This window comes from Mitsuaria sp. WAJ17 (assembly GCF_014174515.1).
Lineage (GTDB): Bacteria > Pseudomonadota > Gammaproteobacteria > Burkholderiales > Burkholderiaceae_C > Roseateles_B.
Genome location: NZ_JACJUG010000004.1, coordinates 37,984 through 56,414, shown reverse-complemented (window position 1 = coordinate 56,414; position 18,431 = coordinate 37,984). Strand labels below are relative to the sequence as shown.

The 18,431-nt window shown below is 69.6% G+C and carries 14 protein-coding genes; 4 read left to right on the top strand and 10 right to left on the bottom strand.

Annotation, left to right across the window (positions count from 1 at the left end; all coding sequences use genetic code 11):
* Window position 1: 1 nt before the first annotated feature.
* On the bottom strand, window positions 2-1,693 hold the full coding sequence (locus tag H5407_RS04625; protein ID WP_183103267.1) for a nitrite/sulfite reductase: 1,692 nt from the start codon (window positions 1,691-1,693) through the stop codon (window positions 2-4).
* A gap of 19 nt (window positions 1,694-1,712) precedes the next feature.
* A complete protein-coding gene (locus H5407_RS04620; protein WP_183103266.1) occupies window positions 1,713-2,480 on the bottom strand; it encodes a sulfite exporter TauE/SafE family protein in 768 nt (255 codons plus the stop codon).
* Between the two features lie 257 nt (window positions 2,481-2,737).
* On the opposite strand from H5407_RS04620, the gene H5407_RS04615 reads away from it, so the two are divergent.
* On the top strand, window positions 2,738-3,211 hold the full coding sequence (locus H5407_RS04615) for a DUF6882 domain-containing protein (protein WP_183103265.1): 474 nt from the start codon (window positions 2,738-2,740) through the stop codon (window positions 3,209-3,211).
* Window positions 3,212-3,345: 134 nt separating this feature from the next.
* On the opposite strand, the gene H5407_RS04610 is transcribed toward H5407_RS04615, so the two are convergent.
* The 3 genes from H5407_RS04610 to H5407_RS04600 form a co-directional block, all read right to left on the bottom strand.
* Window positions 3,346-6,048 carry a collagenase gene (locus tag H5407_RS04610; RefSeq protein ID WP_183103264.1) on the bottom strand — a complete coding sequence of 901 codons (2,703 nt, stop codon included), beginning with the start codon at window positions 6,046-6,048 and terminating at the stop codon, window positions 3,346-3,348.
* Between the two features lie 636 nt (window positions 6,049-6,684).
* Window positions 6,685-7,608 carry a DNA-binding protein YbiB gene (ybiB, locus tag H5407_RS04605; RefSeq protein WP_183103263.1) on the bottom strand — a complete coding sequence of 308 codons (924 nt, stop codon included), beginning with the start codon at window positions 7,606-7,608 and terminating at the stop codon, window positions 6,685-6,687.
* A 5-nt stretch (window positions 7,609-7,613) separates the two neighbouring features.
* Entirely contained in the window at window positions 7,614-8,246 is a 633-nt protein-coding gene (locus H5407_RS04600; protein WP_183103262.1) for a thiol:disulfide interchange protein DsbA/DsbL, read from the bottom strand.
* A 291-nt stretch (window positions 8,247-8,537) separates the two neighbouring features.
* Here H5407_RS04600 and H5407_RS04595 point away from each other — a divergent pair, with 291 nt between their 5' ends.
* Window positions 8,538-9,065 (top strand): hypothetical protein, encoded by a 528-nt coding sequence (locus tag H5407_RS04595; RefSeq protein WP_183103261.1) that lies wholly within the window; start codon window positions 8,538-8,540, stop codon window positions 9,063-9,065.
* On the opposite strand, the gene H5407_RS04590 is transcribed toward H5407_RS04595, so the two are convergent.
* Together H5407_RS04590 and H5407_RS04585 are read right to left on the bottom strand one after the other, a co-directional pair.
* Window positions 9,002-9,256, bottom strand: a complete 255-nt coding sequence (locus tag H5407_RS04590) for a hypothetical protein (RefSeq protein WP_183103260.1) — start codon at window positions 9,254-9,256, stop codon at window positions 9,002-9,004. The genes H5407_RS04595 and H5407_RS04590 overlap by 64 nt on opposite strands.
* A gap of 140 nt (window positions 9,257-9,396) precedes the next feature.
* Window positions 9,397-10,443 carry an ornithine cyclodeaminase gene (locus H5407_RS04585; RefSeq protein ID WP_183103259.1) on the bottom strand — a complete coding sequence of 349 codons (1,047 nt, stop codon included), beginning with the start codon at window positions 10,441-10,443 and terminating at the stop codon, window positions 9,397-9,399.
* A gap of 183 nt (window positions 10,444-10,626) precedes the next feature.
* Here H5407_RS04585 and H5407_RS04580 point away from each other — a divergent pair, with 183 nt between their 5' ends.
* Both H5407_RS04580 and H5407_RS04575 read left to right on the top strand, forming a co-directional pair.
* A complete protein-coding gene (locus H5407_RS04580) occupies window positions 10,627-11,052 on the top strand; it encodes an Lrp/AsnC family transcriptional regulator (protein WP_183103258.1) in 426 nt (141 codons plus the stop codon).
* A 47-nt stretch (window positions 11,053-11,099) separates the two neighbouring features.
* The gene (locus H5407_RS04575) at window positions 11,100-11,954 is read left to right on the top strand and encodes a fumarylacetoacetate hydrolase family protein (protein WP_183103257.1); all 855 of its coding nucleotides are present in this window, start codon (window positions 11,100-11,102) and stop codon (window positions 11,952-11,954) included.
* On the opposite strand, the gene H5407_RS04570 is transcribed toward H5407_RS04575, so the two are convergent.
* From H5407_RS04570 to H5407_RS04560, 3 genes are read right to left on the bottom strand one after another with little or no spacing between them, the layout of a single operon-like run.
* Window positions 11,945-12,640: a TVP38/TMEM64 family protein gene (locus tag H5407_RS04570; RefSeq protein WP_183103256.1), complete on the bottom strand. Its 696-nt coding sequence runs from the start codon at window positions 12,638-12,640 to the stop codon at window positions 11,945-11,947. The two genes, H5407_RS04575 and H5407_RS04570, sit on opposite strands and share 10 nt — an antisense overlap.
* Window positions 12,637-16,476 (bottom strand): non-ribosomal peptide synthetase, encoded by a 3,840-nt coding sequence (locus tag H5407_RS04565; protein WP_183103255.1) that lies wholly within the window; start codon window positions 16,474-16,476, stop codon window positions 12,637-12,639. Before H5407_RS04565 ends, H5407_RS04570 begins: the two co-directional genes overlap by 4 nt.
* On the bottom strand, window positions 16,473-18,308 hold the full coding sequence (locus tag H5407_RS04560) for a cyclic nucleotide-binding and patatin-like phospholipase domain-containing protein (RefSeq protein ID WP_183103254.1): 1,836 nt from the start codon (window positions 18,306-18,308) through the stop codon (window positions 16,473-16,475). The genes H5407_RS04565 and H5407_RS04560 overlap by 4 nt, the downstream gene beginning before the upstream one ends.
* Window positions 18,309-18,431 lie beyond the last annotated feature (123 nt).

Below are 18,431 nucleotides of genomic sequence, written 5' to 3'. Positions count from 1 at the left end.
TTCAGCGGGCGGCGGTGGAGGAGCGAACGGCGTTGGCGGCGGCCTTGAAGGGCTCGATGCCGACGCGGCGCACGGTGTCGATGAAGCGCTCGGCAGCCTGGCGCTCGCGCTTGTAGGTGCTCACCACGGACTCGATGACGTCGCTGACCTCATCGGCCGCGAAGGAGGGGCCGATCACCTTGCCGGCCTGCGAGGCGCCGGAGAGCGTGGAGCCGTCGGAGCCGCCCAGGGTGATCTGGTACCACTCGGTGCCGTCTTTGTCGACGCCCAGGATGCCGATGTGGCCGCTGTGGTGGTGGCCGCAGGAGTTGATGCAGCCGCTGATGTGCAGGTCCACGTCGCCGATGTCGTAGAGCTCGTCCAGGTCCTGGAAGCGCTCGGTGATCTCGGCGGCGATGGGCAGGGAGCGGGCGTTGGCCAGGGCGCAGAAGTCGCCGCCGGGGCAGGCGATCATGTCGCTGAGCAGGCCGATATTGGGCGTGGCGAAGCTGTTGGCGCGGGCGGCCTCGAAGAGCGCGGGCAGCTCGCTCTCGCGCACCCAGGGCAGCAGCAGGTTCTGGTCGTGCGTGACGCGCAGCTCGCCCTGGCTGAACTGGTCGGCCAGCGCGGCGGCGGCGTCCATCTGGGCGTCGGTCGCGTCGCCGGGGGCCTGGCCCACGCGCTTGAGCGACAGGGTCACGGCACGGTAGCCGCTCAGGCGGTGGCCGTTCACATTGCGTTCCAGCCAGCGCTTGTAGGCGCCGGGCTGCACGCCCTCGAAGAGGTCAAGACCTGGCACCGCGGCCACGCCGGCCGGCACCACGAAGCTGGCGGCCACGCGGTCCAGCTCGGCCTGCGGGATGATGTGCTCGTGGCCGGCCGGGTCGTCCTGCAGGATCTGCGCGAACTCGCGGTTGACGTCGTCGATGAAGGCCTGGCCCTCGGCCTTCACCAGGATCTTGATGCGGGCCTTGTAGAGGTTGTCGCGGCGGCCGTAGCGGTTGTAGACGCGCACGATGGCCTCGATGTAGACGAGGATCTGGTTCCAGGGCAGGAAGTCGTGGATCTTCGTGGCGATCACCGGCGTGCGGCCCATGCCGCCGCCCACCAGCACCTCGAAGCCGACCTCGCCGGCCTCGTTCTTCTTGAGCTGCAGGCCGATGTCATGCCAGGCGATGGCGGCGCGGTCCTCGCGGGCGCCGGAGATGGCGATCTTGAACTTGCGCGGCAGGAAGGCGAACTCCGGGTGCAGGGTGCTCCACTGGCGCAGCACCTCGGCGTAGGGGCGGGGATCGACGATCTCGTCCGGGGCCACGCCGGCCGTGGCGTCGCTGGTGATGTTGCGGATGCAGTTGCCGCTGGTCTGGATGCCGTGCATGTCCACGTCGGCCAGCAGGTCCATCACATCGGCTGACTTGACCAGCGGGATCCAGTTGTACTGCAGGTTCTGGCGCGTGGTGAAGTGGCCGTAGCCGCGGTCGAACTCGCGGGCGATGCGGGCCAGCTGGCGCAGCTGGCGCGAGGACATCACGCCGTAGGGCACGGCCACGCGCAGCATGGGGGCGTGGCGCTGCACGTACCAGCCGTTCTGCAGGCGCAGGGGGCGGAATTCGTCGTCGCTCAGGGTGCCGGCCAGGTTGCGCTCCAGCTGGTCGCGGAACTGCGCGGCGCGGGCGTGGACGAACTGGCGGTCGAAGTCGGTGTAGGCGTACATGTCAGTTCAACTCAGGGATTCAGTGAAGCACTTTCCAGCCGGCCATCAGCAGGGAGGCGCACAGCAGGCTGCGGATCACGCCGTCGGGCAGGCGGCGGGTGGCCTGCGCACCCAGCCAGATGCCGGGGATGGAACCGATCAGCAGAGAGCCCAGCAGGGCCCAGTCCACATGGCCCAGGCTGGCATGGCCGATGCCGGCGACCAGGGTCAGGGGCACGGCATGGGCGATGTCGCTGCCCACGATGTAGCGGGCCTGCAGCCGGGGGTGGATCAGCAGGATCAGGGTCGCGCCGATGGCGCCGGCCCCGATGGAAGACAGGGAGACCAGCACGCCCAGGATCAGGCCGCTGATCACGGTCAGCGCGGGCTTGCGGTGCTCGGGGATGTAGCGCTCCAGGCGCAGGCCCACGGCCTGCCAGGTGGGGCGGAAGGCCACGACCAGGGCGGTCAGGAAGAGGGCGATGCCCAGGGAGAAGGTGAGGGCGCTGGCCCAGCCCTTGGTGAGGCCGGTGAAGTGCATCAGGGCCACGGTGGCGAGGGAGGCGGGGATGCTGCCGGCCAGCAACTGGCGGACGATGTCCCAGCGCACATGGCCGTGGCGGCTGTGCGCCACGGAGCCGGAGAGCTTGCTCAGCCCGGCGAACCAGAGGTCCGTGCCGATGGCCACGGCCGGGTTGAGCTTGAAGACCGAGAGCAGCAGGGGCGTCATCAGCGAGCCGCCGCCCACGCCGGTGATCCCGACGATGGCGCCGACGCCGAAGCCGCTGGCAATCGCTACTCCATCCACATCCGCTCCTCGTGGCAGCCCCCATTGGCAGCCTAGGTGGCGGACTGTAGAAGTCCTTTATATATATGAGAACTACTGAATCGTAGATTACTTATGGCTGATTTGGAATAAAGCCATGAGCGCGGGCCGCCGGCGCAGGCTGTCCCTGGCGGCGTCTGGGGGCTGGCAGGGGGCGGGGCCGGCCCTGAGGGCGCCGAGGCACAATCCGGCCACAGAGCACCCGCTCACCCCGAGACTCCCCAGAAAGCAAGCGAGCCATGAACGAAGAGGCATTTGAGGCGTTCCGTGCGGAGGCCAATGAGGAGCTCCAGGCAAAGCAGGCCTCCCTGCAGGCCGTCTACAACTTGAGCGCGCACGGGCGATGGTGGTTCGACCAGGAGGCGGAGACGCTCCAGTTCTTCGATGCGCAGGACAGGCTGCGGGTGGAGGCGGACGTGATCCACGTCGGCAGCTATTCGCGCCGGTCCGACACCTGGCTGTGGGCCTGGGCCAATGTGTCCTTGCTGCCCAAGCTGCGGGCCAAGGCCGAGGCCCTGAGGGCGCTGGAGTCGGCGACCGGCTATGCCGTGTTCGGCGAGGCCGACACCTTCGAGGCGGACGAGCCCATGGCCTGGGAGCTTGCTGCCATCGCGGTCAAGCACCTGGATGCGATGGGCTGCTATCGGGCGCCGAACGCCGATGAGAGCTGCCTGTCCTTCCTGGCCCTTGTGGAGATCAGGACCGTGCAGTAGGCCTGTCGGGCGGCACGGCCACGCGCCGGGCCCCTCAATGAAAAAAGGCAAAAAGGCCGCGCCTGCCCAGACATCTGGCGCAAGCGCGGCCCGCGTGCGAGGCCGGGGGAGCCCGGCCCCTCATCTCAAGTCACTCAGTACTTGGTGCTCAGGTTCAGGCCACTGAACGCCGTCTTGCCCGACACCGTCAGGTAGACGTAGCCCGGCGTGTACACCTGCACCACCACCGTCTCCGCATTGCCGCTGTTGGTGGAGCGGTAGTTGTGCGAGGTCGGCGAGGCCCAGCCTTGGGTGTTGACGTACAAGTCGGCGTTGCCCGTGCCGCCGCTGGTGCTGATGCTCAGTTGCACATTGGGCTTGTCCACGTAGATGAAGTAGTACAGCAGGTCACCCGCGGCGCCGGCCAGGCCGGTGCGGACGCAGCCGTTGCTCATGCTGTCCGTGCGGGTGGGGCAGGTGGACGGCACGGTGCCCGAGACTGACACCGACTGCGAGGTCGTGGTGCTGAGGCCGCTGTTGTCCGTCACCTTGAGCTTCACCGTATAGATGCCACTGGCGGCGTAGGTCTTGGCGGGGTTGGTGTAGGTCGAGGTGCTGCCGTCACCGAAGTCCCACAGGCGGCTGGCGATGGTGCCGTCGGCGTCGGTGGACGTGTCCGTGAAGTACGCCGTCAGGCCCGTGGTGCCGACCTTGAAGGACGCGACCGGCGCTTGCGAAGTCGGGTTCGAGACGCTCACCACCTGGGTGGTCGTGGTGCTCAGCTTGCTGTTGTCCGTCACCGTCAGCTTGACCGTGTAGTTGCCGGGGGCAGCGTAGGTCTTGCTGGGGTTGGCGGCGGTGGAGCTGCTGCCGTCACCGAAGCTCCAGACGCGGCTGGCGATGGTGCCGTCGGCGTCCGTCGAGGTGTCGGTGAAGCCCACGGTCAGGCCGGAGACGCTGGTCTTGAACGAGGCCACCGGCGCCTGCTGGGCCGGGGTGCTGCCGCAGTTCACGCCCGTGGTGCCCACGCTGCCCAGCCAGGTGCGGAACTCGGCGTCGTAGCGGGTGCCGATGGTGCTCTTCAGCAGGTTGCGCGCACCCGTCCAGTCGCCCTTGCGGTAGAGGCCCAGCAGGGTGGTGACGTCAGCGCGGTGCTTCTCCAGCATGAAGCTGACGGCGAGGTAGCCCCAGTTGTAGACGCGGGTCTGGTCGGCGTTGTCGTAGGTGGTGTCGAACAGCGTGCTCAGGGCGTAGCGGTAGGTGCCGGCCTCGGTGAGGGCATTGCTGTAGCGCACATTGCGATAGCAGTAGGACACGTGCTCGGCCAGGCCCTCGACCCACCAGACGGTGGGCGTGGTCATGTTGGCACCGAAGTCGCCGTACATGTCGAAGCGGCCGTCGAGGTAGTGGGTGTACTCGTGGTTGAGGTTCCAGACCTCAAAGCTGGGCTTCACCCACTCGGCTTCATAGGCGTAGAAGCGCGGCACGTTGCCGGCCTGGGCCGGATTGCCTTCGATGTACATGCCACCGTTGTTGGTGTCGATGCCGAAGAGCGCGCCGGCGTAGTCCTGGTAGTCCGAGCTGCTGTCGAAGACCACCAGCTCCAGGCTGCTGTTGTTGTCGTTGGCGACAGGCGTGCGGTTGGTCTGAAGCTTGTTGTGGAAGTAGGCCTCCTCGTTGATCACCGAGGTGCAGGTGGCGTTGAGCTCGGCGGCCGTCATGGACTGTGCGCGCAGGGTCAGGCTCGGGCTGCAGACCTGCTTCAGCGGCAGCACGGCGGCCTCGGCGCGGGGCTTCCAGTTGCAGCTGCCATAGGTGTTGCACTGACCGGGGTCGTAGTAGTCCGTCATGTCGGCCAGACCCACCCAGATGGCCTGGCTGGACGTGCCCAGGCCGCCGCGGTTCATCAGGGCCTGCACCTGCGGCCGGGTGGTCGAGATGATGGTGGGGTACTGCAGGAAGCGCGACAGCTCCTTGGCGGCATTGCTGACCAGGTAGCTTTCGGTGGTGCCGATCAGGCCCCAGTTGCGGTTGGCGAAGTTGCTCACGGCCGTCTGCAGCGAGAGGTCGGACTTCACCAGCGCCTGGTAGTCGGCGTTCTGGTGGCCGCGCCACAGCACGGTGAAGGTGTTGTTGACCGCCACCTTCATGTAGTACGAGCTGTTCCAGCTGCTGGTGTAGGAGTCCAGCAGGCGCTTGACCACCCAGGCGTAGCGCGCGTTCTCGGTGGAGGAGTCGATCAGGATGACGGACTCTGCCAGCACCTCGCCGTTGGCGTCCGACACGCCGAAGATGCTGCCATTGGCATACAGCGTGTCCAGGGCGCCGCGCAGCGCGCTCTTCAGGGTGCTGCCGTAGGTGCCCACCGAAGCGCTGTCGTTGTACTGCACGTAGTAGCCGGCGCGCAGGAACAGGATCAGCTGCAGCACGCCGCTGCTGTTGGTGCCGTTGTAGCTCGCGGCGTAGCTGCGCAGGCCGTCGGCGACGCTGCGCATCTGGGTCTCGTTGAAGGCGCGCTGGGCGTCGGTGCCGCGCAGGCTGAAGAGCGAGTTGATGCAGTCGGCGGTGCTGGTGCGCACAGCCTCGACCAGGGCGCTGCCGCTGCGGGTGGTGAAGAGCGTGGTGTCGCAGGAGGCGGCCAACGCTGCCTTGCTGTTCACGCTGAGCTTGCTGCGCCGAACGTTGTCAGCGCTGGGCCGCGAGCGTTCCGCAGACACGGGCGGGCGGTCCTTGGCATCGACCGTGCGGTGCTCCGCGTGGCTGTGGGCTGCGGGAAGGCGGCTGTCCGCCTGCTGGTTCTGCGGCAGCGGGCCCGCAGGGAGGGCATCGGCGTGGGACAGGCTCAGGCAAAAGGACATGGCGAGGCCAAGCCCCGTCAGAGTGGGGGTTCGCATAGGAGGGGTTCCGATTTGGTTTGAGGGGATGAGTCCCGGCCGGCCGGACCGGGAACTACGGGCTCGCGCTAGGGCCGAGCCCTGCATCAGCAGTCCTGCGTATCACAACTATGTACATCCGCTGATGACAATATATTGGACGTACGCAGGGAATATTTAACAAGAGGAAATCCCTGGGGTGTTGGTGACGCTTTGTATCGACTTGCGCCAGAGAGGCCTTCTCGCCTAGGGAAACCTGCGGACGGGCCCTCTGCAGCGCTGGCTTCCGTCCTCGTTCGCATGCGCGGCACCGGGAGCCTGCGTGCAGGAACGCGACGCTGTGGGGCTTGGCGCCGGCCGCAGCGTGTCGGCGACGCCCGCCGGCGCGTGCCTGAAGGGCGGTGCGGCGCCAAGGTGGAAAGGGCAGGACACGCCAAGCCATCGCCGCTTCCCGGGCTGAGAGAGTCGGGGCAGGTGAACAGCTGGTAACCATCGCGGGGGCTGTCAGCCGGGTGGCGGGCTGCAGCCGGGATGTCTCAAGGGGTGCCCGCAGGCCTCGGCCGGGGCGCTGGCGTGGCAGCGCGCTCTGCCTGGCCGACCCAGCAAAGGGCGGCCGCTGCCTCAGTCCCTGGCCAGCGCCTCCAGGGCCTGGACCTGCTCCTCGATGCGGGCCGGCAGGGGGCGCCGGCCCGCGAGGAAGTCCTGAACCAGGGCGGCGTTGTCCTGGATGCCGGGCAGTTCCAGCAGCGGCTGGTTCAGGTCATCGTCGCCCGTTTGAAGCTCGGTGCTGCCATCCGGGCCAAAGCGCTGCATCCAGGCCTTGCGGCGCAGGTGGGCATGGGCCTCGCCTTCGCAGGCGCGCATGAGCAGGGCCCGCCCGTTGCTGTCCCGGCACAGGGCGGGCAGGGCCTCGCTCATGCTGTCCAGGTACTCGGGATGGGTGACCGCCACCACCCGCAGGCTGCGCCCGGGCGCCGGGTCCAGCAGCTTGGCCATGATGTGGGCGCTGTTGCGCACGCCCAGGCGCTGGCGCAGGGCCATCAGCGCATCCAGACCGGGGCACAGCAGGCCCAGGCGGGCGACCGCCGGCCTGCCGGTCGCCAGGGCGGCTGACAGACTGTGCAGGTCGCCGGTCTGTTCCAGGCCCAGGGCCTGCAGCAGCTCGAAGGAGTCCGCCCGGCTGTCGAAGTCATGGCGACCATGGATCAGCACAGGCACGCCCCGCTGCGTCAGCAGCAGCGCCACCAGGGGCATCAGATTGGCCAGCTTGCGGGCGCCGTTGAGGGCGGGCAGGAGGACCAGGCGCGGTCCAGCGGGCAGCGTGAGGCGGGCGGTGCGGGCCTGCAGAGCCTCGTGGAAGCCCAGCAACTCCTCGCAGCTCTCGCCCTTGATGCGCAGGGCGATCAGCAAGGCGCCCAGTTCCATGTCCGGCACCCGGCCGTCAAGCATGTCGCCATACAGCGCCGCGGCCTGCGATCGGTCCAGGCTGCGTGCACCCCGTGCGCCGCGCCCGACTTCCTTGATCAGCGCACCGTAGCCCGCCATGTGACTCAGGCCCGCGGCAGGGTCAGCAGATGGTCGATGGCGGCCAGGGCTTCGGGATAGCCCTGTGCAATCGAGGGGCTGGTCACCCAGCGGCCGTTGACCACGACCGTGGGCACGCCATGGCTGGCGACCGCTTGACCCGCGCTGGTGGCCTGCTGACACTTGGACTGCACGCCAAAGGACTCCGCCATCTGCTTGAAGCGGGCGCCATCCACGCCCAGCTTCACCAGCTCTGCCTGGGCACTTTCGAGGCTCTGGAACTTGCTCAGGTCGGCCTGCACGGCATTGAAGACCCGGCTGTGCAGGGCCTCCACCTGCCCCATGGCTTCCAGGGCGTAGTAGACCTTCTGCGTGACCCTGGCGATGGGATTGATGACCAGCGGCACACGCTTGAACTGGACCTTGGCCGGCTTGCGCGTCAGCCACTGCTGCACCGAAGGCTCGAAGGCATGGCAATGCGGGCAGGTGTAGGAAAAGAACTCCACGACCTCGCCGTCAGCGGCCACGCCGGGAAGGGGCGCGCTCAGCTTGAGGTATTGCTTGCCCTCGACCGGCCGGGCCTGGGCCTGGCCCAGTGCGGGCACGGCGAGCATGGACAGGCTGGCGCTGCCCTGGATGATGAATTGACGCCTTTGCATAGACCCTCTCGGTGACAGATGCCGCATTGTGCAGGATCAGCGGCCCATGGCCACCGGGGGCAGTCGGGCTTCAGTCGGGCTTCAGTCGGACCTAAGTTTCGAGTCACCGCAAGCTGAGCGGGGGGGGGCGCCGGGAGGGTTGGGCGCAGTGCAGGTGCTTGTCACGCAGGTGACACTGTGGCATCCAGCCCGCAGGCGCCGTCCCCTTTCCTAACGACACAAGTCTGCTTCTGTGACAGGGTCGTTACACTAGCGCACACAGGGAGTTATCCAGTTGTATGGGGATACCTCATGAAAACCAGAGAAGTATTGATCCACACCGGTGAACAGTTCACCGTTCCACAGGGCGTTCAGCGCATCGATTCCAGGTCCACCCACGGTTGGCAGCTGCGCTACGGCGGCACCAAGTTCTACTCGGACAGCAAGTTCCCCGGCGGTGCCGGCGGTGCCCTCGCTGCGGCGACCAAGGAACTGCTCAAGCGCGTGGCCAAGCTGCCGGCGCCCACCCGTCTCAAACCAGAACCCAATGCCAACAAGACCAGCGAGCTACCGGTGGGCATTTCCGGCCCCATCGTGCGCCAGCGCCGCGGCAAGCTGAGGGACTGCAGTTTCACCGTGCTCCTGCCCCGTTATGGCGAGCCGGCGCGTCGTCGCAGCGTCTACATCGCTTCTGAGTCCACCTACACCGTGGAGCGCTACATGCAGGCCCTGGAAAAGGCCGTGGTGCTGCGCCAGGAAGCCGAGGAGCTCTACCGTCAGGAGGCCACCAAGGCCAAGCGCCGGGAGGCGCGCGCCTTCAAGGCGAGCATGGCCGCCTGAGGCGGCCCGAGTGTCGAGGCGGCCCCCGCAGGGCGGTCGCTTCGCAGGGCCGGGCCCAGGCCCGTGCCCACGGGCACCGGCGCTTGCTTGTCCGGCGCTGTCGCCGGCGCCGCCTCATGAAGAATGCAGAGCAGCGCCGCCAGCAAGGCCAGGGCCTGGACGCCCAGCACCCGTCGCAGATCCGAACTCATGCACCACCTCCATGCGTCTGCCAGCAGGGCGGTGCCACACACAGGCACCGCCGCTGGGCAGGCATCTTCGGGGCAGGTGGGGGCTGGGCCCTATCGCTCCATCGGGGGAGTGAGGGCCGCCCCGATGGGTGGGGCGCGCCTCAGGCCGCCCGACGCTGCTCCCCGGCCTCGGCCGACACCAGTTCGCCAAAGAGGTCTTTGGGATCGGCCATGCGGGGCACCAGACTGATCTCGCTGCCCAGGCCCAGTTCACGGGCGCAGTCGCGCAGCAGGCGAAGCATGGAGAAGTCCTCCAGCGCGAAGCCTACGGAATCGAACACGGTGACTTCCTGCGCATCGCGGCGGCCCGGCGCCTGGCCGTTGAGCACGCGCCAGAACTCGGTCACGGCGAAGTCGGCAGGCATCTGCTGGATGTCGCCCTCGATGCGCGACTGGGGCTCGAACTCGACGAAGACGCTGGAGCGCTCCAGCACGCCGCGGTGCAGCTCGGTCTTGCCGGGGCAGTCGCCGCCCACGCCGTTGATGTGCATGCCGGGCTCCAGCATCTCGGGCGTGATGATGGTGGCGTTGGTCTTGTCGGCCGTGACCGTGGTGATGATGTCCGCCCCCTTCACCGCCTCGGCGGTGCTCTGGCAGGGGACCAGGCGCAGGCCCGGCACGGATTGGAGATGGCGCATCAGCTTGGCGGTGGCCGCCGGGTCGATGTCGAAGAGGCGGATCTCCTCGATGCCCAGCAGGTGGTGGAAGGCCAGGGCCTGGAATTCACTTTGCGCGCCATTGCCGATCAGGGCCATGGTCTTGGCATCTGCACGTGCGAGTCGCTTGGCGGCCATCACGGAGGTGGCGGCGGTGCGCAGCGCGGTGCTGATGGTCAGCTCGGACAGCACTTGGGGCGTGCCGGTGGCCACGTCGGCCAGGGCGCCGAAGGCCATCACGGTGGACAGGCCGAAGCGGTAGTTCCGCGGGTGGCCGTTGACGTACTTGAAGGTGTAGAGCTCGTGGTCGGCGATGGGCATCAGCTCGATCACGCCGTCCGTCGAGTGGGCGGCGACGCGGGGCGTCTTGTCGAACTCCTGCCAGCGCAGGTAGTCGGCCTCCAGATAGCCCACCAGGCGCTTCAGCAGCTCGGGCAGGCCCAGTCGTCGGGTCATTGCAGCAACGTCGTGCGTGCTCAGCAACATGGCCATGAGAAGTCTCCGTTGTTGTGATGGACATGATTCTTCTCAAGCCTCGCGTTAGAAAGAAGCGCAAGAGTTGTACAAAAACTCAAGGTTCTCTGCCATTTTGGCAGTGTAAATTGCCAAAATGGCAAAATCCAAGCCATCAAGGCCTGTGAGCTCCACAGGTCCCGCCATTTGCCGGAGCCGCTCATGGACACCCTCGATCAGCAATTGCTGGCGCTGCTGCGCCAGGATGCCCGCGCTACCGTGGCCACGCTGGCGGCCAAGCTCAAGGTTTCCCGCGGGACGGTGACCAACCGCATTGCCAAGCTGGAGGACAGCGGCGTGATCGTGGGCTACACCGTCAAGCTGCGGCCCGATGTGACGCCCAATGCCATCACGGCCTGGATGAGCATCGCGGTGGAGGGCAACAAGACCCGCGAGGTGATCTCCATCCTGCTGGGCGAGCCCGGTGTCTCCGGCCTCTTCGACACCAATGGCCGCTGGGACCTGCTGGCCGAGTTGCGTGCCGCGACCCTGGGCGAGCTGGCCGAGGTGCTGGAGAGGGTGCGACTGATCAAGGGCATCGGCGCCACCGAAACCAGCATTCATCTGCAGACCTACAAGCTGTCCTGAGGCCGGGGGCCGTAGACTGCCGCGGCCACTCGAAGCAAGGAGCACGCATGAAGCTGATGCGCTGGGGAGCGCCCGGCACCGAACGCCCGGGCCTGGTTGATCACGATGGGCAGTTGCGCGACCTCAGCGCCCATTGCGCCGTGCTGGACGGCGCCGCCCTGGCGCCGACGGCCCTGGACCGGCTGCGCGCCCTCGACCCCGCCCACCTGCCCCTGCTGCCGCCCGACATCCGCCTGGGCCTGCCCTGGAGCGGCATGGGCAAATTCCTCTGCGTGGGGCTCAACTATGCGGACCATGCCGCCGAGGCCGGCATGGCAGTGCCAGCCGAGCCAGTGCTGTTCATGAAGCCACCCTCCTGTGCCATCGGCGCGCGTGACGCTGTCTGGCTGCCACGCGGCTCGACGCGGTCCGACTGGGAGGTGGAGCTGGGCGTCGTAATCGGCCGCCAGGCCAGCTATGTGGACGAGGCCCAGGCCCTGTCCTGCGTGGCCGGCTACTGCGTGGTCAACGACCTGTCCGAGCGCGAGTACCAGCTGGAGCGCGGTGGCACCTGGGACAAGGGCAAGGGCTGCGATACCTTCGGCCCCGTCGGCCCCTGGCTGGTGACGGCAGACGAGGTGGCGGACCCGCAAGACCTGACCCTCTGGCTGGATCTCAACGGCCAGCCCATGCAGCGCGGCAGCACGCGCACCATGGTCTTCGGCGTGGCTCAGCTGGTGAGCTACCTCAGCCGCTTCATGACCCTCTACCCGGGCGACTTGATCTCCACCGGCACGCCGCCCGGCGTGGGCATGGGCCGCAAGCCCACGCCCGTCTACCTGAAGGCGGGCGACGAGATGCGCCTGGGCGTACAGGGCCTGGGCGAGCAGCAGCTGCGGGTGCAGGCACGGCCTCAGCTCTGAGCGCGCGAACGCCGCCAGCGCCGCAGGCGCCAGGCCAGCAGCATGGCGCCGGCGGCGGCCAGGCCAGCGAGGCCTGCCACCACCGGCAGGTCCAGCCGCCCAAGCAGGCGCAGCAGCGGATCGAGCAAGAGGCCCATCACCACGGTGCTGGGCGCCATGCCTATCCAGGTGCCCAGCAGCATCTGCCAGGGCCGGATGTGGGTGGCGCCGGCCACCATGTTCACCACCGCGAAGGGTGCAATGGGCGTCAGGCGCATCAGGACCACCGCCAGCAGGCCGCGGCGGCCCAGGGTCTCGCTGAGCAGCCTCACCCGCGGCCCGGCCAGGCGCAGCAGCAGCTCATGGCCCAGCAGATGGCCGATGCGGTGGCTCACCAGCGCGGCCAGCCCTGCGCCCGCAAAGCACAGCGCCATGCCCCAGGTCGGGCCGAAGGCGGCGATCACCAGCATGCTCAGCAGCACCAGGGGCAGGGCCAGGCACAGGGCGGCACTCATCATCAGCCAGACAGCCAGCGGCCCCAGGGCTGCGGCCTGCGCGCGCAGCCACAGCAGGGCCTCGCCGCCGCGCAGCCAGGCCTGCCAGCGCTCTTGGTGCCAGGCCCAGCCCAGTAGCAGCAGGCCTGCCAGCAGGGCGATCAGCAGGGTCAGGCGCCACCTCAGGGCCGGTGCCAGCGTGGTGCGGCTCATGGCTCGAGCCTGGTGCCCATCAGCGCCAGCAGGCTGTCGGCCAGGTGCTGCACATGCTCGGGCTCGAACATGGACCCATGCAGGCCGCGCACCACGGTGCTGCGCAGCCGCTCGCCGAAGAGCCGCTGCCAGCCCTGGAACAGCAGGCGGTTCCAGCGCAGCAGGCCGGTGGTCTTGAGCAGCCAGACCGGGCTGGCGCAGGCCTCGATCCGGTGGCTACGCAGGGCCATGACCTGGGCCACGAGGCCGGGATCGGCGAACATGGCGCCCAGCCTGCGGCCGTTCATACTGAGGTCCTGCACATGCAGGCGCCGGACCAGCCAGCCCAGGGCGCGCCAGGAGCTGGTGCCGCCGATCACAGCCTCGGGATGGATGCTGTCCAGCAGCACCAGGCCCTGCGGCGCCAGCCCGCGGGTCTCCAGCGCCCGGCAACAGGCCAGGGCGCTTACCCCGCCCACGGAGAAGCCGGCCAGCCAGAAGCACGTGCCCGGCTCGCTGGCTATGGCATCGGCATAGACCTCGGCCAGCGCATCCATCCGCGCAGGGGCCTCGCGGGGAGGCTGCAGCATCAGCACGCTCAGCCGGCCTTCGAGCGCGCGCGCCAGGGCCTGCAGGCGCAACACGTCGCCATGGCCGGAGGCGGCCACGTAGAGGCGCGGGGCCTGCATGTCGCGGCTCAGGGGCAGGAGCACACCCTCCGCGGCTTGCGGCGCGGCAAGGGCGAAGGCCAGCTGGCGCACGGTAGGGTGGTCCACCATCAGCTGCAGGGGCAGGCGGCGCCCCAGGCGGTCCTCCAGGGCGCTGAGGATGGCCAGCGCGACCAGCGAGTCGCCGCCCAGGTCGAAGAAGTTCTGCTCCAGGCCGACGGTGGCCCGCTTCAGGTGCTCTCGCCACAGGCCCTGCAGCTCGGCCTCCAGGGCGGTGGCGGCAGGTGCCTCGGCCATGGAGGCCGCCGCACGCGCGGGCGGCGGCAGCTGGTCCAGCAGCAGCTTGCCGCTGCTGTTCAGCGGCAGTTCCGGCAGCAGGGTGAGGTGGGCGGGCACCATGTAGTCGGGCAGGCGCTGGCGCAGCAGGGCGGCCAGGGTCGGCTCCGCCTGAGCGCGCGGGCCCGCCAGCCAGGCGTGGAGGCGCGGGCCGTCGCCCGCGTCCAGGCACTGCACGGCGGCCTGGTGAACGCCCGGCAGCTTGAGGCAGGCGGCCTCCACGTCGCCCAGATCGACGCGGTAGCCGCGCAGCTTGAGCTGTCGGTCGAGCCGGCCAGCGAAATGCAGGCGGCCCTGGACGTCCAGCCAGCCGCGGTCGCCGCTGCGGTACATGCGTTCGCCGGGGTGGAAGGGGTCGGGCACGAAGGCCGCGGCGGTGTCCTGCGGGTCCAGATAGCCCAGGGCCAGGGTGGGGCCGGCGAGCCAGACTTCGCCGCTGACGCCAAAAGGCTGCGGGCGCTGCCGCTCGTCCAGCACGTAGATGCGGGTGTCGTCCACCGCGGGACCCAGGGGCAGGGCCTCGGTCTCGGGCCAGGGCTCGCAGGGCCAGGCGCTGGCGAAGATGCAGGCTTCCGTTGGCCCGTAGACGTTGAAGAGCGCGGCCCCCGTCTCCGCGAGGAATCGGTTGGACAGGGCGGGCGCCAGCACCTCGCCGCCGCAGCAGGCCACGCGCAGGCTGGGCACCGGATGCTTCTGCAGGCCGGTCAGCAGGCCCGCCAGGCTGGAGGGCACCAGGGCGCAGAAGCTGGCGCGGTGGCGCTGCATGAAGGCCGCCAGGCGCTCGGGATGGTGGCGTCCCGGCGGCATCAGGGCCACGCTGCCGCCCTGGACGAGCGGCAGCAGCAGCTCGACCAGGGCCGGGTCGAAGCTCGGCTGCACCTGCTGCACGGAGCGGTCCTGCGGGCCTATCTGCCAGCGCCGGGCCAGCCAGGCCAGGCGGCGCGCCAGGGCGTCGTGGCCCATGCGTACGGCCTTGGGGCGGCCCGTCGAGCCCGAGGTGAAGAGCAGGTAGGCCGCGTCGTGCAGGGGCCGCGCCGCACTGGCGAGGCCGGGCGGGGCGGGTGTGTCCAGGACCTCGCCCAGGGGCGTGAGACTGACGCCGGGCAGCGCGCCCGAGCTCCAGCGCAGCACGTCCGGCCGGCTGCCCAGCAGCAGCGCGGGTGAGGCGATCTCCAGCAGTTCTGCCAGGCGATCCTGGGGCAGCTCGGTCGACAGGGGCAGCGCGCAGGCGCCACAGCGCCAGGCCGCGAACAGCGCGGCCAGCAAGGCCGGACTGCGGTCCACCAGCAGGGCGATCACCTGCCCCTGGCGAATCCCGGCGCCCAGGAAGCAGGACGCCAGGGCCAGGCTGCGCTGCTGCAGCTCGGCGTAGCTCATGGACTGAGCCTGCCCCGCGGCGTCGTCCCAGACCAGGGCTACGGCTTCGGGGTTGAGCCCGGCCTGGCGGCTGAACTGCAGCCACACCGGCTGTGGCGCTTCGGTGCTGGCCAGGTTCTTGTGCAGGCCATGGATCAGCGCCCAGGACTCCTCCTCCGGCATCAGGGAGGGGGCGTCGAGCGGGCTGTTCAGCGAGCCGGGCATCAGCTTCATGAGGTGCCACAGCCGGCGCAGCAGCAGCTCGGCCTCGTCGGCCTCGAAGCAGCGCTCGGAGAGCTCCAGCACCAGCTCCACCTCCTCGGCGTCGCCGAACTCGCACAGCGTCAGGGCCAGCGGGTAGCGGGCTTCCTCCGCGAAGCTCTGGCGCGCCTGCTCCAGGCGGCAGGCGCCGAAGCCCAGGGCATAGCTCTGTCGCTCCAGGGACACCATCACATCCAGCAGGCTGTCGCGGCCGCTGCGCATCAGCTGCAGGCGGTGGGCGGTCTCGCTGAGCGGATAGCGCGCGTGGCGCAGGCCGGTGCGGGCCTGATGCCGGCCCTCGGCCAGCAGCGCCCCGATGCTCATCTGCGGCTGCAAGCGCAGCAGCAGGGGCTGGACACTGACGAACATGCCCAGGGTCTGCCGCCAGCGTGCGCCGCCGCGGTTGAGGCTGGGCATGCCCACGGCCAGGTGCTCGATGCCGCGGCTGCGCTGCAGGTACAGGGCGATGGCGCTCAGGGCGGCATCGAAGAGGCTGGCGTCCTGCGCCTGCAACGCGGCTTGCAGCGGCTGGAGCTCGCGCCGCTGCACCTGCAGCCGGGCGACGTGGGCGCGCGGCAGCCGGTCCGGCGCGCGCAGGGCATGGCGCGGCGGCAGGGCCGGCTCCTGAAGCGCCGGCCATTGCCTGGCCCAATAGTCGGCATCGCGCAGGCAGGTCGCGCTGCCGAGGTAGTCGCGGCCTGACTCGATGAAGGCCAGGTAGGCGCCGGGCTCCTCGCGCGTGGGGGTCAGGTCTTGCTGCAGCTGCGCGTAACGCTCGGTCCAGCGCTGCATGAAGAGCTGGGTTGACCAGCCGTCCATCACGAGGTGATGGAAGCGGATGGACAGACCGTGCAGCGCATGGCCGTCGGTCAGCAGCACGCAGCGCCAGGGAGGCGCCTGCCGCAGGTCGAAGCGCTGGTGGCATTCCCCTCGCCACCAGTCCAGCATGGCCGTCCGCGCGTCCTGGCCGGGATCCAGGGGCAGGATGTCCAGGGGCGCGGCCAGGGTCTCCAGCAGGCGCTGTGCGCCTTCCTCGGGCAGGGGCTGCAGGCGCAGGGCCTCGTTCTCGTCTACCAGCTGCTGCAGGCTCAGCCGCAGCAGGGCCGCGTCCAGCGGCCCGTGCAGGAAGGCGAAGCCCCCGATATGCAGATGGACGCTGCCCGGCCAGGCGCGCTGGTCCAGCCAGACCTCGCGCTGGCTCAGGGACAGGGGCAGGGTGCCCTGCGCCTCGCTCATCGCGCACGACCTCCGGGGGCCAGGTCTTGCCACTGCTCGATCTGCTGCAGGGCGTGGCGGTAGCCCTCATCGGCGATTTCCTGGGCGCGGGCGTAGGCCATCAGGGCGTAGCGGCTGAGGTCGGGCTGCAGGTAGACGTCGGCCTGCGCGATGGTGCGGCCGCGCTGGCTGGTCCCGCCCACATGGCCGGCGGCGTAGAGGATGTCGGCGATGCCCGGCGCGGAAGGGGCGCTGCGCCGGATCAGGGAGCGCAGCCGGCTGCCGGCGCTCAACCGGTGCAGCTGTGGGTCGGCTCGCAGCTCGGCGCGCGCATCGACGTCGATGGCGATGATCTGCCCGTTGCCACGCCGGCGCTCCAGCGGCGTGCCCAGGCGAACTCGCATGGCCTGCACCGGCACGTTTTCCAGGATCGCTCCGTCCACCAGCAGCTCACCGTCCTGAAGCACGGGCGGGAGCAGGCCGGCGGGGGAGTTGCTGGCCAGCACGGCGCGCCACAGGGGGCCGCTGTCCAGCACTGCCGTGCTGCCGCGACTCAGGTTGCAGCTGGCGGCGAAGAAGGGGCGCCACAGGCATTCGATCTGCTGCTCGCCGAAGAGGGCGCGCAGGTCGCGCTCGACGCGGCGCCCGCCCACCAGCGACACCAGGGGCAGCGTGAGCCGCTCGCCGCCGGTGGCGAATCGGCGCGTCTGCGCCAGCACGGTGGCGATGTCATGGCCCTGGGCCAGTTGGGCCCCGATCAGCGCGCCCATGCTGTTGCCGCCGATGAGGTCCACCGGCACGCCGGCCTCGCGCAGCGCGCGCAGCACGCCCAGGTGCGCGAAGCCGCGGGCGCCGCCACCACCCAGCACCAGACCCACCGCCTGGCCGGTGAGGAAGCGAGCCAGGCGAGCCACGTCTTCGTCATGGTCCTCCCGCAAGGGGTAGATGCGCTCCAGCTGGCGCTGGGTCGCCCAGGGCTGCGGGGCTTCGGCGTCGCGGGCGCAGGCCGGGTGCAGCAGGGCCAGGTGCTGGCGCTTGAGGGACCAGCCGGTCTCGCGCTGGAGCTGGCCTTCGATCTCGCTGAGCTCCGGGCGGCTGCCGGTACGGGCGACCAGCACGAGCTGGTCGGCATGGCGAAAGGCGTAGCGCGTCCAGTCGCTGGCTTGCGCGTCGGCCTCGTAGACCAGGTAGTCGTGGCTGTCGTCCAGCTCCTGCAGGCGCTCGCGCGGCCAGGGCTGGCCGTCCAGGCTCAGGGTCTGGCCGGGGCCGTGCTCCAGCAGGTGACCGGCACGGCCCAGGCGGCCCAGGGCCTTGCTCAGCTGGCGGGCCAGGGTGGCGGCGGCCTGACAGGTGGCCTCGTCAGGCGAGAGCGCCAGCACGAGAAATGTCTGCGCCAGACGCTGCTCGCCGCCCTCGGACTGGCTGCGCAGGCGGTCCGCGACCGTCTTGATCATCACCCGGCTCAACTCCAGCGGGTGCAGCAGCAGCAGGGCTTCGTAGGCTTGGCGGTCCAGCAGAGCGACCAGGGAATCGCGCAGCGCGGTGACATGCTGGGCGCGCGCCTGCTGCAGGATCATGGCCAGTTCACCCACGCTCTGGCCGGGGTGGAACTGGTTGTAGAGCAACAGCTCGCCGGTGGGCGTCTGGCGCCAGGCGCGCAGGCCGCCGCTGAGGACCACGGCCATGCTGTCGGCCGGCTCACCTTCATGGAACAGGGGGCTGCCGCCGGGCACCGTGTGCAGGCGCATCGCGGTGGCCAGCGCCAGGCGCAGGGCGTCGGACAGCGGGCCGAACACCGGGCTGCTGCGCAGCATGGCGGCGATGCGTTCCCTGACCTGTTCGGATTCGTCCACGCTCGACTCCCCGGTGGGCGCGCCTCCCAGGCGCAGGCGCTGCTGCATTGTGGCATTGAGCCTGCCGCGCGGGAGGCAAGACGTGGCCCCGGCGCCGCAGCGCAGACCCGCGCCTTGCGGGCT

Bases quoted from the DNA above. Each gene is read 5' to 3' on its own strand.
- H5407_RS04625 (WP_183103267.1), bottom strand. From the start codon at position 1,693: ATGTACGCCTACACCGACTTCGACCGCCAGTTCGTCCACGCCCGCGCC.
- H5407_RS04615 (WP_183103265.1), top strand. From the start codon at position 2,738: ATGAACGAAGAGGCATTTGAGGCGTTCCGTGCGGAGGCCAATGAGGAG.
- H5407_RS04610 (WP_183103264.1), bottom strand. From the start codon at position 6,048: ATGTCCTTTTGCCTGAGCCTGTCCCACGCCGATGCCCTCCCTGCGGGC.
- ybiB (WP_183103263.1), bottom strand. From the start codon at position 7,608: ATGGCGGGCTACGGTGCGCTGATCAAGGAAGTCGGGCGCGGCGCACGG.
- H5407_RS04600 (WP_183103262.1), bottom strand. From the start codon at position 8,246: ATGCAAAGGCGTCAATTCATCATCCAGGGCAGCGCCAGCCTGTCCATG.
- H5407_RS04595 (WP_183103261.1), top strand. From the start codon at position 8,538: ATGAAAACCAGAGAAGTATTGATCCACACCGGTGAACAGTTCACCGTT.
- H5407_RS04590 (WP_183103260.1), bottom strand. From the start codon at position 9,256: ATGAGTTCGGATCTGCGACGGGTGCTGGGCGTCCAGGCCCTGGCCTTG.
- H5407_RS04585 (WP_183103259.1), bottom strand. From the start codon at position 10,443: ATGGCCATGTTGCTGAGCACGCACGACGTTGCTGCAATGACCCGACGA.
- H5407_RS04580 (WP_183103258.1), top strand. From the start codon at position 10,627: ATGGACACCCTCGATCAGCAATTGCTGGCGCTGCTGCGCCAGGATGCC.
- H5407_RS04575 (WP_183103257.1), top strand. From the start codon at position 11,100: ATGAAGCTGATGCGCTGGGGAGCGCCCGGCACCGAACGCCCGGGCCTG.
- H5407_RS04570 (WP_183103256.1), bottom strand. From the start codon at position 12,640: ATGAGCCGCACCACGCTGGCACCGGCCCTGAGGTGGCGCCTGACCCTG.
- H5407_RS04565 (WP_183103255.1), bottom strand. From the start codon at position 16,476: ATGAGCGAGGCGCAGGGCACCCTGCCCCTGTCCCTGAGCCAGCGCGAG.